Genomic DNA, 17,254 nt, shown 5'->3' on the forward strand with positions numbered 1-17,254 from the left:
CCCACCCACCCGTGTTGACCATGAGGTTGGCGGCAGTGGTTGATCTCTGAACCGCCGCCAACCTCATGATCAACCGAGAAGGTGTCGGGGGCGGGTGGCAGGATGCGTCGATGCGTTATCGATCGATGCTTCTCGTGGCGGCGGGTGCGCTGGGTGTTGCGCACGTGGTGGGGGTGCTCACGGATGCGCCGATCCTGCGCCAGGCCGAGGTGTTCGCGCTGGCCCTGCTCCTGGCGTACGCGCTGTTCGCCGGACTGCCGTCGCCACGCTGGGCGGTGCCGGCCGGGCTCGCCGTGCTGATCTTTGACGCGGTCCGGACCATGCCTTCCGGCCGCGTCGACTATGGCTGGCAGGTGTTCCGGTACGAGCCGCTCGAGCTGAGCGGGCGACTGCGTGATGGCCTCGAACTGACCTGGGCGGCCCTGGTCGTCGTCCTGGTGCTGGCCCTGGTGGCGAGGCGGCACGCTGGCCGTCCGAGCCGGTGGGCCCTGGTCGGCGCGGTGCTGACTGGCGGGTTGGTACTCGGCTATCTGGCGGTCCGGGTGGCGCACGGTCTCCGCAAGGCTCGGCCGGCCTGGGCCGGTGACGGCGGGCGGTCCGACAGCATCGAGTTCGTCACCGCGGCCCTGACACCGCCGCTAGTGCTCGCGTTGGGCGCGATCGCCCTGGCCACGATGCTGGTCGGGCAGGGACGCCGGCTCGCGGCCTGCGGTGCGGGGCTGCTGGCGTTGGCCGCCATGTTCCACCTTGACACGGCCATGGCCCTCGGCCCGCAGCGGCTGTCGGCGTACCCGGTGGATCCGGGTGTGGTGTTCACGCAGGTCTTCACCTTCACGCCGACCCTGGCCACGGCCCCGGCCCTGACGAGTGCCGCAGAGTTGGCCGGGTGCCTGCTGCTCGTGGTCGGTCTCTGCGGTGGCCGCCCGGAGCGGACCGGATCGGCGGGTGGGGAACCGGCACCGGTCGACGGGTAGTGGCAGCGGGCCGAGCAAGACGGGAGCCCGCCCCCGGAGATCCGGGGACGGGCTCCCTGCGTGCGGTACGGGTGGTGTCAGTTCACCGCGCCGATGGAAACGGTGCCGCGACCGACGACAGCGCCCTCGGAGGTCACCACGGCCAGCTCACCGGAGAGCGTGCGGCCCGCCGGCGGGGCGGACTGGGCGGTCACCGTACCCGAGAGGGTGCCGGCGGCCCCGTGCGCCAGGGTGACCGTGCCGCTGGACGCCGCGAGCGTGCCCAGGGCCGGAGACGAGTACGAGTCCCGGTAGTCGTACTCGGTGCTGCCACCGGCGCCGTCCACCGCGTACGCGTCCACTACGACCCGGTAGGTGCCCGCGACCGGGTTGGTCAGGGTCACCGCCTCCTCCGAGTCACCGTCGGCCTGCTGCCCCACGAGGGTGTTGCCCCGGTAGATGAACAGGTCGAGGTCGGCGCTGGCGTTCGACGGGTTGCCGATGCGGGCGGTGAAGGTGGTCGCCCCCGCCGGCACCTCGACGGTGAACTCCTGCTGAGCCAGCTCGACGATGCGCGGCCGCTCGGCGTGCACGCTGGAGAGCGGGCCGCCGCGCCCGGTCACCGAGACCGGGCCGAAGGTGTTCTTCAACGACCAGGTCACCGGGGTCGCGACGCCAGCGGTGACCGCCGGCAGCTCGACCACGGCCGGATCGACCGCGACGCCCTGCACCCGTGCCTGGAACTGGTACGGGTTGTTCAGCGCCGGCGAGGTCCGCCGGGACTCCACCTCGATCTCCCAGACACCCGGGAGCGGGTTGGCGTAGTCACGTTCGAACGAGTCGCAGACGACAGTGCTGGCGAAGTTCGTGAAGCAGGCCAGGCTGGAGGTGCTCTCCACCGGGACGCCCCACGGGTTGATGGCGATGAAGCGGGTCTGCGACCCGGTCGCGATGCCGGAGAGGTTCACCTGGAGCGCACCCGCACCCGGCGGGACCGTCACGAAGTACGACGTGGTGCTGTTGCGGTCCACCGAACCCCGCGCCGAGTACGCGAAGTCGGGCTTGCTGACGTCGTTCGAGGCCACCACCACGGCGGAGAACTCGAAGTCGATCGTGTTGGTGGCCGGGTCGTCGACGGTCACGATGGTGCTGTGCGCGCCCGCGGTCTTGGGCTTGGCGGTGACCGTGATGGTGACCGCCTTGTTCAGCGGCAGGGTGACGTTCTTCGGCGCCGAGAAGGTGCCGTTGTTGCCGCGCAGGCCGACGTTGTGCTTGATGTTGCGGCTCGGGCCGCTGGTCCGGGTCAGCGTGACCTGGTACGACTTCGACTGGTTGACCTTGTGGCCACCCTCGGCGGAGCCGCAGCGGTTGTAGACGCCGGTGCCGCGGTGCGGCGTCACCAGCTGGTCGGAGAGCGCCGTGCAGACCGGGGCGTCGGAGACGTAGTCGTTGGGCTCCACGCTCTTGCGCAGCAGCTTCCACGCACCGGGCACGTCGAACATGCCGTAGCCCTGGCCGTACGTCGGGGTGTCGGCGATCGGCTTGGCCGAGCTGAAGATGGCCCGGCGCAGCGCGGCCGGCGTCACCCCCTGGTGCGTCGCCTTGGCGGCCGACAGCAGCAGCGCGGCGCCACCGGCGGCCTGCGGAGAGGCCATCGAGGTGCCGTTGAACATGCCGTAACCCGGCGGGAGGGCGTAGCCGGCCTCGGCGACCGGGCTGCCGGCCTGCCAGACCGGGGTGGTGGAGATGGCCGAGCCCGGCGCGGCGATGTTCGGCTTGGCGCCACCGTCCTCACGCGGGCCGCGCGAGGAGAAGTTGAACAGCGCGTTCTTCTTGTTGACCACCGAACCGTAGTTCGCCAGCCAGGTGTCCTTGCTGACGCTGGCGGCGACGCTCACCACGTTGCTGGCGGCCGACGGGTCACCGATGGTGTTCACCCCGGGGCCGGAGTTGCCGGCCGAGATGAACATCTGCACCCCGTAGGTGGTGATCAGGTTGTTGTAGAGGGTGGCGCGGGCGTTGTTGCCGTCGTTGAGCGCCGGCAGGCCACCGATCGACATGTTGATCACGTCGACCCCGCGGTTGATCACCAGGTCGGCCATGCCGGTGGTGAGTGCGGCGGCCGTGCAGCCACCGCCCCAGGAGCAGGCCCGGGAGGAGACCAGCTTGGCGCCGGGAGCGGCACCGTTGAGCGCGCTGTTGCCCAGCATGCCGTTGGCGGCGGTGATGCCAGCGACGTGCGTGCCGTGGGCGCTCTCGATGATGCCGATGTTCACGTAGTCGACGAGGCCCGGACCGCCGAGCGGGGTGGTGTCGACGTTCTTGCGGTACTCGACCACGAACGACATCCGCTCCGCGGCCGGCGTCGCCGGGTTGTCGATGCCGAAGTAGCCGACGTCGAACTTCTCCTTGTACGGCCGCATCACGGCCTCGTCGGTGAAGTCGCCGTCCTGGTCGGTGTCGACCCAGACGTTGTTGGTCGCCGGGTCGAAGAGGATGCCGAACTGGTCGGTCTTGTCGCCGTCGCGGTTGACGTCACCGGCCGGCTCGCTCCGCTCGGTGACCGACTCGCTGAACAGGTTGAACCGGTAGGTGCCGGCCGGCGCGGTCCAGGTGCGACCCGCCACGGTGAAGCTCGGGCCGGTCACCTGGGTGATCATCGGCCGCCAGGTGGCGTCCTCGAACGGATCCGTGGCGGTGACCCAGTCGACGATCTTCCGCTCGCCGGTCGTGGTCTTCTGCAGCGCCGGGTGCTCCAGGTCCACACCGGAGTCCATGATGCCGATGGTGACGCCGCGCCCGTCCCACTTCGGGTTCTGCTTGACGAACTTGACCGCGCCGATCTCGCCCGTCGGCATGTACGCGTTGTCGGCGGGGGTCCCGGCACCCGGGCCGCTGAGCGTGCTGCCCTGCTTCTCGGCCTTCTTGGCGCCCTGGACCGCTTCCGGCTTCGGGTCGGGCAACTGGATCTGCTCGTCCAGGTCGACCGCGGCGACGCCGGGCAGGGTGGCTGCCTTCAGTGCCTTGCCGGTAGGCACCTTGGCCAGCACGTAACCGATGGTGTCGTAGCGCTCGCTGACTGCGGCGCCGAGGTCCTTGAGGTCGCCTTCGACCTCCTTCGCCTTGCCCTTCTCGGTGGCGACGATCATCGTGACGGTGGGCGCGTTCTTCGCCTCCGCCTCAGCGAGCAGTTTGGCGTCATGCTGACCGAGCGCTTCGGCGGGGGTGACCTGCGCGGGGTCGAGGCCGGCGGGAGCGGCGCTTGCGGTGGCGGCACCGCCCGCCACGGTCACGGCGCCGGCGGCCATGACCGAGGCGAAGAGCGCGGCGGAGGTACGCCGGCTCAGGTTTCGGGGTTTACTCACGTTCTCTTTCCTCCAGAGAACTCAGGCGCCCTCAGAAGCAGGGCACGCGTGAGCGAATCCTTCGCGGTGCCGACCGTCGATGTCACTACCGACCGGTACGTTGTGACCATCTCGTGATACGCATGATTCGCGCTGTCACATAGCCGTCAGTCAGGGCAGCTATTAGGTCGACCGGATTCGATCATCCGGTGTGGAAGGATCGACAAGTTCGGGCGCTTGCGGTTGTCGAGGCGCCAACTCCACCTGACCCGGCGTGGGCAGCTCCTGATCAGACACTCCCAGCTCGGCCAGTTTGCGCGCGCTGACCAGCACCCGCGCCTCCAGCGACCCCACCGCGCGGTTGTACGCGGTCACCGCGGCACCGAGCGAGGAACCGAGTTTCCCGACGTGGTCGCCGAGCGTGGAGAGCCGGGCGTACAACTCCCGGGCCAGCGTGTGCACCGCCACCGCGTTGCGGGCCAACTGTTCCTGCCGCCACGACCAGGCCACCGTACGCAGCATCGCGACCAGGGTGGCCGGGGTGGCCAGCACCACGTTGCGGGCGAAGGCGTGCTCCAGCAACGTCGGGTCGCGCTGCAACGCCACGTCCAGGAACGGGTCGGCCGGCACGAAGAGCACCACGAACTCCGGAGTGGACTCGAACGCCGTCCAGTACGACTTGGCGGCCAACGCGTCCACGTGCGCCCGCAGGTGCTTCGCGTGCAGGTCGAGGTGGGTGTCCCGGCCCCGTTCGTCGCGCGCCTCCATCGCGGTGAGGTACGCGTCGAACGGCGCCTTGGCGTCCACCACCACGGTCCGGCCGCCGTGCAGGCGTACCACCAGGTCGGGGCGTACCGTCTGCTGGTCGGTGGCGGCGGTGACCTGCTCGTTGAAGTCGCAGTGCTCCAGCATGCCGGCGGCCTCGACGATCCGGCGCAGCTGGTGCTCACCCCAGCGGCCGCGTACCTGGGGCGCGCGCAACGCCGCCACCAGCTGCTTGGTCTCGGTACGCAGCTCGCCGGAGACGGCGCTCATTCCGCGTACCTGCTCGCGTAGTTCGGCGTACGCGTCGACCCGGTCGCGTTCCAACTCGGCCACCCGCTGCTCGTAGCGGCGCAACGTCTCGTGCAGCGGTGCGACCGCACGGGCCACCGCCTCCTGCGACTGGGCCGTCGCCTCGTAGCTCAACGCCCGCATCGACTGCTCAAGCCGTCCCTCGCCCTCGCGATTGGCGCGCAGGGTGGCGTCCAGCCGGGCGATCTCGGTCGCCGCCCGGGCCCGACCGGCGAACCAGCCCACCGCGCCACCGGCACCGAGGCAGACGACGACCACCACCACTGTCGTGAACTCCACGTCACGAGCTTGCCAAACAACCGCGACCGGCGCCGCCCACGGCACCCCGCGCCGCGCTGTCCGCCGGCGGCCCGCTCGGCCGAGCAGGTGGGTTCGTGGCATCGGGTGGGTACGTTGGGATCGTGGAACTTCTGCTGGTCGTACTCCTTTTGGTGGTCCTCGGCGTTGGCGTGGCGCGGTGGCAGCGGCAACGGGCGGCGCGTGAGCTCGCCGACGTGCAGGCCGATGCCCGACGGTGGTACGAGCGGCTCGGCGGACAGGTGATGAACCTCGGCGGCGACGAACCGGCGGTACGCCAGGCCCTTGCCGACGCCGCCGAGCGTTACCATGCCGCCGGTTCGCAGTTGGAACAGGCGCGCAGCGTCACGCAGTACCGGCTCGCCCGGGAGACCGCGATCGAGGGGCTGACCTACATCCGGGCCGCTCGGCTGGCGCTCGGCATCGACCCCGGACCCGACCTACCGCCGCTGGCCGCCGCGAGCGGCGCCGGGCAGCTGACCGTGCCGCGCCAGGTTGACGTGCAGGGCCAGACGTTCAAGGCCGGGCCGCAGCCGGGCCGGGACACGCCGTACTACTACCCGGGCGGGCGAATGCAGGGCCGGCCGGTGCCGGCCGGCTGGTACTCCACCCCGTGGTGGAAGACGGCGCTGGGTGCCGGTGCCGGCGTGATCGGCGGCATGCTGATCGCCGACGCGCTCTTCTCGCCCTCGTTCGGTGATCCGGGTTACGACGCCGGTGCCGCCGCTGGCATGGAGGACTTCGGTGACGCCAGTGGTGACTTCGGCAGTGGCGATTTCGGCGGTGGCGATTTCGGCGGTGATTTCGGCGGTGGTGATTTCGGCGGCGGCGACTTCTGACGCCAGGTGTTAATAAGGGGCCCCTGCTATACACGAGGCGTTAATAGGGGGCCCCTCCTTGCACATCAGCCGGTGTTGCGCATGCCGGCGGCGATGCCGTTGACGGTGGTGAGCAGCGCGCGTTCCAGTGCGGTGCCGTCGTTGGGGGCCCGCCGGCCACCCGGTGCGGTGGCGACCGCCCGCCCGGCCGCACCCGAGTCGCGGTACTGCCGCAGCAGCGCCACCTGGAGGTGGTGCAGCGGCTCCAGGTAGGTGTCGCGTACGGCGAGGGTGCGCTGGAGCACGGGGGAGTTCTCCAGCAGGTCGGGCGAGTCGGTGACGGCCAGCACCTCGCGGCGGGTCAGCTCGTACTCCTCCTCGATCTTGGTGAAGATCGGGTGCAGCTTCTTCGGCACCAGGGTCTCCACGTACCGCCGGGCGATGCCGAGGTCGGTCTTGGTCAGCATCATCTCCACGTTCGACAGGAACGTGCGGAAGAAGTGCCAGTTGCGGTGCATCTCGGCAAGCACGTCGGCCAGCCCGGCCTCCCGGGCGGCGGCCAGGCCGGAACCGACACCGAACCAGCCGGGCACGATCTGCCGGGTCTGGGTCCAGCCGAACACCCACGGGATGGCCCGCAGCCCGGCCAGCCCCGCGCCGGTGTTGGGGCGCTTCGCCGGCCGGGAGCCGATGTTCAGCGCGCCGAGCAGCTCGGTCGGGGTGGACGCCCAGAAGTACGCGGGCAGATCCGGATCCTCCACAAGCGACCGGTACGACCGGAACGCCGACTCCGACACCACGTCCATCGTGGCGTCCCAGCGCTCCAGCATCTCGGCCGGCTGCCGGGGCGCGGTGTGCAGCAGGGTGGCCTGGAGCACGGCGGCGACGCTCAGTTCCAGGTTCTCCCGGGCCAGCGCGGGCAGGGTGTACTTGTCGGAGATGACCTCACCCTGCTCGGTCACCTTGATCGCGCCGTCCAGCGTGCCGTAGGGCTGGGCCAGGATCGCGTCGTGGGTGGGCCCACCGCCCCGGCCCACCGTGCCGCCCCGGCCGTGGAAGAGCCGCAGGTGCACCCCGTGCCGGGCGGCCACGTCACGCAGCGCGCGCTGGGCCCGGTGGATGGACCACTGGCTGGTGGTGATGCCGGCCTCCTTGTTGGAGTCGGAGTAGCCGAGCATCACCTCCTGCACGTCGCCCCGGGCCGCGACGAGCGCCCGGTACGCCGGCAGGGAGAGTAGTTCGTCGAGCAGCTCACCACCGGAGTTCAGCTCGGCGGGGGTCTCCAGCAGCGGCACGAAGCCGATCCGGGCCCGGCCGGTGTGCACGTCGACCAGGCCGGCCTCGCGGGCCAGCACCACCGCCGCCAGCACGTCGTCCACGCCCAGGGTCATCGAGATGATGTACGACTCGATCACCTCGGAGCCGAACCGGTCCTGCGCCTCGCGGATGGTGCTGAACACGTCGAACGTCTTGCGGGCCGACTCGTTCAGCGGGGTGTCCGCAGTGGACAGCGGTCGGCGGCCGGTCAGCTCGTCGGCGAGCAGCTTGGTGCGCTCCAGCCGGGTCAGCGCCGGGTAGTCGTCGACCTCGCCCACCGCCCGGTAGAGCTGGATGAGCACCTCGTGATGCTTCTCGGCGTGCTCGCGTACGTCCATGGTGGCCAGGTGCAGGCCGAACGCCGAGACGGTACGGATGGTCGAGGCGAGCCGGCCGACGGCGGTGAGCTGGCCGGAGTTACGGGCCAACGAGGCACGCAGCAGCTCCAGGTCGGCGATCAGCTCGGCCGAGCCACGGTAGTCCCGTCCCGGCACGTGCGGGGTGCCCTGACGCAACCGGGCCCGGGTGTTGGCCAGCTTGGCGCGTACGCAGCGGGCCTTGAGGCGGTACGGCTCCTCGGCGTTGACCCGACGGAACCGGGGCGCCACCTCGGGCAGCGCGTCGAGGTCGGTGGCGAGGCTGGCGGAGAGGTCAAGCGACACCCCGCGCAACCGGCGGGAGACCGAGACCTCGTTGATCAGCTCCTCCATCGCCTCCTCGGTGGCGGTCAGCCCGTGCTCGTGCTGGATGGCCAGCACCTCGCGGGTCACCGTCGGAGTGACGAACGGGTTGCCGTCCCGGTCGCCGCCGATCCAGGTGCCGAAGGTCAACGGCCGGGCCGTCGGCGAGGTCTCCACACCGAGGGTGCGCAGCGTCTCGGCGAGGTCGTCGAGCACCTGCGGGGCCGCCTCGGCGTACAGGTCGCGCAGGTAGTAGATGGCGTTGCGGGCCTCGTCGGTCGGGTCCGGCCGGTCCAGCCGCAGCTCGTCGGTCTGCCACATCAGGTCGAGCAACTCGGCCAGCCGCCGGTTCGCCGGTCCCTCGTCGCTGGCGCCGTAGAGGATCGCGTTCGCGGTCTCGGCGTCCAGCTCGTCGGCGATGGCGCGCAGCTTCGACAGGATCGACCGGCGGGCGGCCTCGGTCGGGTGGGCGGTGAAGACCGGGCGTACCGCCAGCCGGCGGGCCACCGCGGCGATCTCCTCGGCCGGCACTCCGCGCTCAGAGATCATCTTGGCCGCCTGGTCGAGCCAGCCGCCCTGCACCGCGCGACGGCGACGCAGGTCCCGGGCCCGGTGCACCTGCTCGGTGATGTTGGCCAGGTGGAAGTAGGTGGAGAAGGCGCGGGCCAGCTTGGTGCCGGTGGTCACGTCGAGCCCACCGAGCCGCCGTGCGGCGGCCGGGGCGTCGGTACGGACCTGGGCGCGGATCTCCTCGACCAGGTCGAGCAGGGGACGCCCCTCCTGACGGGCCAGGGTCTGCCCGAGCAGCGTGCCGAGGCGGCGGATGTCGGCGCGCAGGGCGGCGTCCGGGCCGTCATGATCGTGCTGGTCGGTCACCATGCGCTCCTCACGTGAGTACGAAGGACAGCGCTGTCCGACTCCCCCGATCGTAGCCAGCCCAGCCCCGATGAAAGGAGGGGCCCCTTGTTAACGCCTGCGGTATAGGAGGGGCCCCCTCTTAACAGCTGGATCCCGCACGCCTCCGCTGTCCGCGTCTTCCCGCGCTGCTCAGGCGGTGCGCCGTCGCCTGTACGCGCGCCAGCACACCGGCCGCACACCGACATCGTGGTGATCAATCCCACCCTCCCGCCGCAGCTAGGCGGAGAAACAGCGCCACCGTCCCCACCCCGTCGCCGAATACGCGCTGCTCGTCCCCGTCAAGCTCGTCGCGGAGATCTTGGTGCGAAAACGCCCTCCCGGGGGCACTTTCGTAACAAGATTCAGCTCAGGGGATGGTCAGCGGTTCGGGGGGCGGACGAAGACGCCTGCGCCGGGTGCCCCGTCGACCAGTCCTCGCGCCTTGAGCCAGTCGATGGCTGACCGCACCACTTGACGGGACACGCCGAACTCGGCGCACAGTTCGGTGCCCGAGGGCAACTTTGCGCCCGGCGGATACTGGCCTGACTCGATGCGCTCGGTAAGGGCGTCGATCAGCTGTTGCTTCTTCGTGTAGGCAGGCATGGGCAGACTTCCGTGGCAGGTAATGCCCATGTGATCACGACAGCTGGCGAAGCGTCAATGAAAGGTGCTATCAAGTGTTGACCTAACATGACAGGTAGTCGTAGGTTGGTGTGGGCGGCCGTGGCAGGCGTACCCATCGGAAGTAGGGCGGCCCGGGGTGGAGGTGGCTCTCCAGTCCCCGGGCCTTGACCGGGAAGGAGCCCGGCTCGATGAGCAAACTATCCAACTTCGCCCACCCGCCCTGGTGTCTGCGGGGCCCCGATTGCGCCGGGTCGAACGATCTGCACCTGTCGCGTCTGTGTAGTGCGAGCGTTGGGGAGCAGGAAGTGTTGCAGTTGCGGGTTGGGCTGTGGCGGATGGACGTTGGTCCGACACCGCCCAGCGGGCTGCTGCTCGAACTCTCGGCCAGCTCAGAGGTCGAGCGTTGGCCGATCGGGCTGGCCCAGTCTCGGGCGTTGGCCTGTCTGTCTCAGCGGCTGATCCGCCAGCTTGCCCCGCCACCGGCCAACCCTGCCTGAACCGCGACTGCGGGCTGCTTGATCGTTGACAGTTCAGCGACTCGAACGACGGCGTGTCGGGTCGGTTTTCCGCCAACGATCAGGGCGTTGGTTCTACCAGGGCGTAGGCGCGGACGGGGAAGGTGGCCATGCCGGCCACTCTGGGCGGGGCGGCGGTGAAGCGGAAGCCGTCGGGTGGCAGCGCGTCCAACCCGGTGAGGTGTTCCACGATCGGGATGCCGGCAGCCAGCAGGGTGCTGTGCGCGGGGCGTTCACCGCGCGCCGCCGGGGACATGTCATCGATGTTGATCGAGTCGATGCCGACCAGGGCGGCACCCGCCTCCACAAGTGCCTGTGCGCCGTCGCCAGTCAGGTAGGGCGCCTCCGGTGCGGCGTACCGGTCGGTGCCGAAGTGGGTGTCCCAGCCGGTGTGCAGCAGCACCGCCTTGCCGGCGACGTCGTACGGTGCCAGCAGCAGACGGTCCACGGCCCGGATGTCCTCGGGCACCCGGACCACGATCCCCGGCAGGTCGACCAGCCGATCGAGCGCGGTGCCGGCCAGGTCGGCACCGTCGGCCCAACGGTGGGCGGGGGTGTCCAGGTACGTTCCGGTGTTGGCGATCATGTCGATCCGGGCCACCTGGAACTCGACGCCCGGCGCGTAGCGCTGCCGGGACGCCTCGAAGGTCAGCCACTCGGTGATCCGGGGCGCCGGCCAGCGCGGCAGGGTGACCATCCCGTCGGTGATCACATGGCTCAGCTCGACCAGGCGTCGGTCGGTGTTCCCGGCGGCGGACGCGACACCCCGACCGCCCTTGTGTGCCTCTTCGATGATCGTCTTGTTCGTGAGCCGGACCTCGGCCACCATCAGTAGTCCGAGGTGCCTGACGAACAGCGTCGCCAGGTCCTCGTCGGTGATGTCCGGGCCCGGAATGTCCAGCCGGAAACCCTCGGCCCGCAGGCCGCCACCGTTGACGAACATGACCTCGGCGTCGAACTGCGCGCGAAACTCCCCGTTCATACCTCGGCAGCCGACCACATCCGTCGACTAGGCGTCAAGGTCCGTCGACCGGCGAAGGGCTGGACGGCAGTGGAGCGTCGGCCCGGAGAGATAGTGTCGTGGCGTGCAACCCCCCGTCCGGTCGGACGCGGGGTGATCGTCGTGTCCTCACCTCGGAAGTGATCATGCCTGCGCTCACCGGATTGTTCGCCGCCGCCCTTGCCGACCCGGGCCTGGCCCGCGTCCGCGACCTGGCGCGCTCCGGTGCGGCCCAGGTCGACGGCCTCGACGTGACCGCACCTCCGGCACTGCGTCCCTTCGCCGTCGCCGCCGTCGCCGCGGATCCCGCCAACCCGGACCAGGGCCATGCCGGCCGAGACCAGGCGGGCCGAGACCAGGCGGGCCGAGACCATGCGGGCCGAGACCAGGCGGGCCGAGACCATGCCGGCCGAGACCATGCCGGCCGAGACCATGCGGGCCGAGACCATGCGGGCCGAGACCAGGGCCATGCCGGCCCGGGTCACGGCGTCGGAGGTGCGGGGCGGCCGGTGCTGGCGGTGACCGCCACCAGCCGGGAGGCCGAGGATCTCGTGGCCGCGCTGGGCAGCCTGCTGCCGGCCGAGCAGGTGGCGATCTTCCCCAGCTGGGAGACGTTGCCGCACGAGCGGCTCTCGCCGCGCTCCGACACGGTCGGTCGGCGACTGGCCGTGCTGCGCCGGTTGGCGCATCCGGACTCGGCCGACGCGCACGGCCGTACCGGGCCGCTGCGGGTGGTGGTCGCGCCGGTCCGGTCGGTGCTGCAGCCGCAGCTCAAGGGGCTCGGCGACCTGGAGCCGGTGCGGTTGGCCGCCGGCGAGGAGGCGGACCTGGAGCAGGTCGCCCGCCGGCTCACCGACATGGCGTACGCGCGTGTCGACCTGGTCACCAAGCGGGGCGAGTTCGCCGTACGCGGCGGCATCCTCGACGTCTTCCCACCCACCGACGAGCACCCGTCCCGGGTCGAGTTCTGGGGCGACGAGGTGGAGGAGATCCGCACCTTCGCCGTCGCCGACCAGCGCACCATCGAGCAGGTCGCGCAGCTCTGGGCACCGCCCTGCCGGGAGCTGCTGCTCACCCCGGCCGTGCGGGAGCGGGCCGCCACGTTGGCCGGGCAGCACCCGGAGCTGGCCGAGATCCTGGACAAGCTGGCCGGTGGCGTACCGGTCGAGGGGATGGAGTCGCTGGCTCCGGCACTCATCGGCAGCGACTCGATGGAGCTGCTGCTGGACTGCATGCCCAAGGGCACCTACGTGCTGCTCTGCGACCCGGAGCGGATCCGCACCCGGGCGCACGACCTGGTGCGTACCTCAGACGAGTTTCTCCAGGCCAGCTGGGCCGCGGCCGCCGTCGGTGGCCAGGCCCCGGTCGACCTGGGCGCCGCCGCCTTCCGCACCCTGGCCGACGTACGCGCGCGCGCCGCCACGCTGCGCCAGCCCTGGTGGACGCTGTCGCCGTTCGGCCTGGCCGAACCCGAGAGCAGGCCACGGCAGCCGTGGGAGGACGAGCCGGAGGCGGTCGACGTCACCCCCGACGACGCGATCGCGGTGAGTCTGGCCGCTCAGCCCGCGCCGCTCTATCACGGCGAGACCGCCCGAGTGATCGACGACCTCAAGCGCTGGACCAGTGAGGGCCTGTCGATCGCGCTGGTCTTCGAGGGGCACGGTCCCGCCCAGCGGGCGGTCGAGGTGCTCCGCGACGGCGGCCTCGGCGCGCGGCTGACCGAGCAGGTGCCGGCCGCACCCGCCCCGGGTGAGCTGCTCGTCACCTGCGGCAGCCTGACCGGCGGCTTCGTGGCCGAGGCGGCCCGGTTCGTGCTGCTCACCGGCAACGATGTCACCGGTGGCCGGGGCAGCTCGACCCGGGACATGCGCAAGATGCCGAGCCGGCGGCGCAACACCATCGACCCGCTGGAGTTGCGCGCCGGCGACCACGTGGTGCACGAGCAGCACGGCATCGGCCGGTACGTGGAGCTGGTGCAGCGGACGGTCAACGGCGCGTCGCGCGAATACCTGGTCATCGAGTACGCCGCGAGCAAGCGCGGCCAGCCCGGCGACCGGCTCTTCGTCCCCACCGACCAGCTCGACCAGCTCAGCCGCTACGTCGGCGGTGAGCAGCCCACCCTGCACAAGATGGGCGGCTCGGACTGGCAGAAGTCCAAGGCGCGGGCGCGTAAGGCGGTCAAGGAGATCGCTGCCCAGCTGATCCAGCTCTACGCCGCCCGCAAGGCGTCCAAGGGGCACAACTTCGGGCCGGACACCCCGTGGCAGCGGGAGCTGGAGGACGCCTTCCCCTGGCAGGAGACGCCGGACCAGCTCGCCGCCATCGAAGAGGTCAAGCGGGACATGGAGCAGAGCGTCCCGATGGACCGGCTGATCTGCGGCGACGTGGGCTACGGCAAGACCGAGATCGCGGTACGCGCGGCGTTCAAGGCGGTGCAGGACGGCAAGCAGGTCGCCGTGCTGGTGCCGACCACGTTGCTGGTGCAACAGCACTACAACACCTTCGCCGAGCGGATGAGCCAGTTCCCGATCACGATCCGCCAGCTCTCCCGGTTCCAGACGCCCAAGGAGGCCGAGCAGACCCTGGAGATGGTGGCCAACGGCACCGCCGACATCGTCATCGGCACCCACCGGCTGCTGGCGGCGGCCACCCGGTTCAAGTCGCTGGGACTGGTCATCGTCGACGAGGAGCAGCGTTTCGGCGTGGAGCACAAGGAACACCTGAAGTCGATGCGGGCCGCGGTGGACGTGCTGAGCATGTCGGCCACCCCGATCCCGCGCACCCTGGAGATGGCGATCACCGGCATCCGGGAGATGTCCACCATCGCCACCCCGCCCGAGGAGCGGCACCCGGTGCTCACCGCCGTCGGGGCGTACGACGAGCGGCAGGTGGCCGCCGCGATCCACCGTGAGCTGCTCCGCGACGGCCAGGTCTTCTACCTGCACAACCGGGTCGAGTCGATCGAGCGGACCGCGCGGCGGCTGCGTGAGCTGGTGCCCGAGGCCCGGGTCGCGGTGGCGCACGGCCAGCTGGGTGAGGACGCCCTGGAGAAGGTGATGGTCGGCTTCTGGGAGAAGGAGTTCGACGTCCTGGTCTGCACCACGATCGTGGAGTCCGGCATCGACATCCCGAACGCCAACACGCTGATCGTGGAGCGGGCCGACCTGCTCGGCCTGGCCCAGCTGCACCAGATCCGGGGCCGGGTGGGTCGCGGCCGGGAGCGGGCGTACGCGTACTTCCTCTATCCGTCGGACAAGCCGCTCACCGAGCACGCCCACGAGCGGCTGGCTACCATCGCCCAGCACACCGAGCTGGGTGCCGGCATGTACGTGGCGATGAAGGACCTGGAGATCCGGGGTGCCGGCAATCTGCTCGGCGGCGAGCAGTCCGGCCACATCGAGGGGGTCGGCTTCGACCTGTACGTCCGGATGGTCGGCGAGGCGGTGTCGGCGTTCAAGGGCGAGCGGCCTGAAGAGGAGACCGACGTCAAGATCGACTTGCCGGTGGACGCGCACCTGCCGCACGACTACATCGGCGTGGAGCGGCTGCGCCTGGAGATGTACCGCAAGCTCGCCGAGGCACGCGACGAGGAGCGGCTGCGCGAGGTGGCCGCCGAGATGACCGACCGCTACGGTGAGCCGCCCGCGCAGGTGCAGAACCTGATCGCGGTGGCGCGCTTCCGGTTGCTGGCCCGCAGCTACGGCCTGACCGACGTCAGCATGCAGGGCAAGCACCTCCGGTTCGGTCCGCTGCCGCTGCCGGATTCCAAGCAGCTGCGCCTCAAGCGCTACCACCCCGACTCGGTCTACAAGGCCGCCCTTGACCAGGTGAGCGTGCCCCGCCCCACCACCCGTCGGGTCGGCGGCGACCCGCTGCGCGACCAGCCCCTGCTGGAGTGGTGCGCCCAACTACTCTCCGACGTTCTCGGTGCCCCCACCCCTGCCGCGTCGGTGGGTGCTGGTGCAACGGGTGGCTAGGGGGCATGAGAGAGTGACGGGCATGCGTGCTCGCCGTCTTCTCGCCGTCGCCAGCGTGGCGGTCGGCCTGGTCGCTCTCTCCGGTTGCCGTTCCGAGCCCGGTGTCGCCGCGTACGTCGGTGACCACCGGATCACCGAGGACGCCGTCACCGAGGTCATCGACGACGCGCGGGAGAAGAACCCGGCACCTGCCGAGACGGCCGAAACGCCGCAGATGCCGGCTGCGCCGGCACCCCGGCTGCCCGGACGCAGCGAGGTGGTGAGCGTCCTGGTGCTCACCGAGGTCTGTGACCGGATCTCCGCCGCCGAGGGTTACCAGCCGCAGCGCGAGGTCGACCCGGCGCAGATCGCGCAGGGCATCGGCCTGAGCCCCGACACCGGGTACGTTCGCCAGACCGCCGAGCTGTACGACTGCCTGTCGGGCATTCCGGTGGGTGAGCCGGTGGCCCCCACCGAGCAGGAGCTGGCCGAACTGGTGGCCGCGGGCAAGCGGGCCGGCGCGGTGCCGGCGGACGTGACCGTCGAGCAGGCCGCCAGCCAACTCGACGGCGAGCAGTTGCGGTTCGCGCTGGCCAACCGCAACTCGCTGGCCCAGGCGGTCGAGGCGTACGACGTGACGGTCAACCCCCGGTACCGGCCGCTTGTCTTCCCGGTGTTGAGCTTCAGCGCGGAGACGCCGATCGTCGCGGTGGGCGTGCCACTGGGTGAGCCGGCCTCCGGTGCGGTTTCCGACATCTCCACGCCGAAGTCGCAGCCGACGGCCGCCCCCACCGACGGCTGAGCATGCCCCGGATCGTCCTGCTGGTCACCTCGCCCCGGTTGCCGGCCGGGTTGCTGACGGCGGCCGCGTGGGACGTCGTACGCGCTGCTCCGGTGCTGACTGCGGCGGAGAGTGAGCTGACCACGGCGCTGCGGGTGGCCGGCGCCGAGGTGCGGGTGCTCGACGGCCCGGCGGTGCCGGCGTTGCTGGACGCGGCGGCGGCGCACGACACGGTGGTCTGGCTGGCTGGTCCGGCGGGCGACGAGTCGCTGGCCCGGGAGTTGGGGCTGCGACTGGCCCGCGAACCGGGGCTGGCGGAGCTGGAGCTGATGTACGGCTCGTGGGATCCGCCGGGTGCCCGGCTGCTCGACGCGGTGGCCGTGCTGGACCGGCTGCTCTCGCCCGGCGGCGATCCGTGGAAACGGGCGCAGACCCATCAGAGCCTGGCCGGATTCCTGCTTGAGGAATGCTACGAGGCGTACGACGCGATCAGCGCCGGGGACACCGACGCGTTGCGCGAGGAACTCGGTGACGTGCTGCTCCAGGTGGTGCTGCACGCCCGGCTGGCCGAGGAACTGCCCGAGGACCAGCGGTGGACCGTGGACGACGTGGCCGGCGGGCTGGTGGACAAGATGATCCGGCGCAATCCGCACGTCTTCGCGGGCGCGCAGGCGGGCACGCTTGACGAGATCACCGCCAACTGGGAGCGGATCAAGCAGGCCGAGAAGTCCCGTGCCTCGGTGCTCGACGGCATCGCGTTGAGCCAGCCCGCCCTCGCCCTGGCCGCCAAGATCCTGGAACGCGCCGCCCGAGCCGGTCTGGCCGTGCCGCTCCCCTCCCCGCAGGCCCAGGCTGATCCGGAGGCGGCATTGGGCGCCACCCTTCTGTCCATAGTCGCCCAAGCCCACGCCGCCAACCTGGACCCCGAGGCAGCCCTCCGCCTGTCTCTTAAACACATCTCCGAGCCCAACGAGACTCGCCCTCCCCTCGGTTGCCGT

General features: G+C 70.8%; 11 protein-coding genes. 6 read left to right on the forward strand and 5 right to left on the reverse strand.

Annotated features, from left to right (window positions below; translation table 11 throughout):
* The first annotated feature begins 110 nt into the window (after positions 1-110).
* Complete coding sequence (locus tag C1I93_RS18150) at positions 111-974, forward strand: hypothetical protein (RefSeq protein WP_146603524.1); 864 nt, start codon at positions 111-113, stop codon at positions 972-974.
* Positions 975-1,051: 77 nt separating this feature from the next.
* Here C1I93_RS18150 and C1I93_RS18155 read toward each other — a convergent pair whose 3' ends face one another.
* Complete coding sequence (locus C1I93_RS18155; RefSeq protein WP_111244486.1) at positions 1,052-4,318, reverse strand: S8 family serine peptidase; 3,267 nt, start codon at positions 4,316-4,318, stop codon at positions 1,052-1,054.
* A gap of 162 nt (positions 4,319-4,480) precedes the next feature.
* Positions 4,481-5,695, reverse strand: a complete 1,215-nt coding sequence (locus C1I93_RS18160; protein ID WP_420811755.1) for a DNA recombination protein RmuC — start codon at positions 5,693-5,695, stop codon at positions 4,481-4,483.
* A 77-nt stretch (positions 5,696-5,772) separates the two neighbouring features.
* Between C1I93_RS18160 and C1I93_RS18165 the strand changes: the two genes are divergently transcribed.
* The gene (locus tag C1I93_RS18165; RefSeq protein WP_111244488.1) at positions 5,773-6,507 is read left to right on the forward strand and encodes a hypothetical protein; all 735 of its coding nucleotides are present in this window, start codon (positions 5,773-5,775) and stop codon (positions 6,505-6,507) included.
* 65 nt (positions 6,508-6,572) lie between these two features.
* Here C1I93_RS18165 and ppc read toward each other — a convergent pair whose 3' ends face one another.
* On the reverse strand, positions 6,573-9,359 hold the full coding sequence (gene ppc, locus C1I93_RS18170) for a phosphoenolpyruvate carboxylase (RefSeq protein WP_111244493.1): 2,787 nt from the start codon (positions 9,357-9,359) through the stop codon (positions 6,573-6,575).
* Positions 9,360-9,758: 399 nt separating this feature from the next.
* Entirely contained in the window at positions 9,759-9,983 is a 225-nt protein-coding gene (locus tag C1I93_RS18175) for a winged helix-turn-helix domain-containing protein (RefSeq protein WP_212808647.1), read from the reverse strand.
* A gap of 356 nt (positions 9,984-10,339) precedes the next feature.
* On the opposite strand from C1I93_RS18175, the gene C1I93_RS31655 reads away from it, so the two are divergent.
* Positions 10,340-10,501 (forward strand): hypothetical protein, encoded by a 162-nt coding sequence (locus C1I93_RS31655; RefSeq protein WP_181445221.1) that lies wholly within the window; start codon positions 10,340-10,342, stop codon positions 10,499-10,501.
* 79 nt (positions 10,502-10,580) lie between these two features.
* Here the strand turns inward: C1I93_RS31655 and C1I93_RS18180 are convergent, their stop codons facing one another.
* Positions 10,581-11,501, reverse strand: a complete 921-nt coding sequence (locus C1I93_RS18180) for a cyclase family protein (RefSeq protein WP_111244490.1) — start codon at positions 11,499-11,501, stop codon at positions 10,581-10,583.
* A 164-nt stretch (positions 11,502-11,665) separates the two neighbouring features.
* On the opposite strand from C1I93_RS18180, the gene mfd reads away from it, so the two are divergent.
* The 3 genes from mfd to C1I93_RS18195 all read left to right on the forward strand — a co-directional run.
* Entirely contained in the window at positions 11,666-15,496 is a 3,831-nt protein-coding gene (gene mfd, locus C1I93_RS18185; protein ID WP_420811752.1) for a transcription-repair coupling factor, read from the forward strand.
* A 22-nt stretch (positions 15,497-15,518) separates the two neighbouring features.
* Positions 15,519-16,277: a hypothetical protein gene (locus C1I93_RS18190; protein ID WP_111244491.1), complete on the forward strand. Its 759-nt coding sequence runs from the start codon at positions 15,519-15,521 to the stop codon at positions 16,275-16,277.
* A 2-nt stretch (positions 16,278-16,279) separates the two neighbouring features.
* Positions 16,280-17,254, forward strand: a 975-nt coding sequence (locus tag C1I93_RS18195) for a nucleoside triphosphate pyrophosphohydrolase (protein ID WP_111244492.1), incomplete at its 3' end; no start/stop codon positions are given.

The sequence above is a fragment of the Micromonospora endophytica genome (genome assembly GCF_003236305.1).
In the GTDB taxonomy this organism is placed as follows: Bacteria; Actinomycetota; Actinomycetes; order Mycobacteriales; family Micromonosporaceae; genus Micromonospora; species Micromonospora endophytica.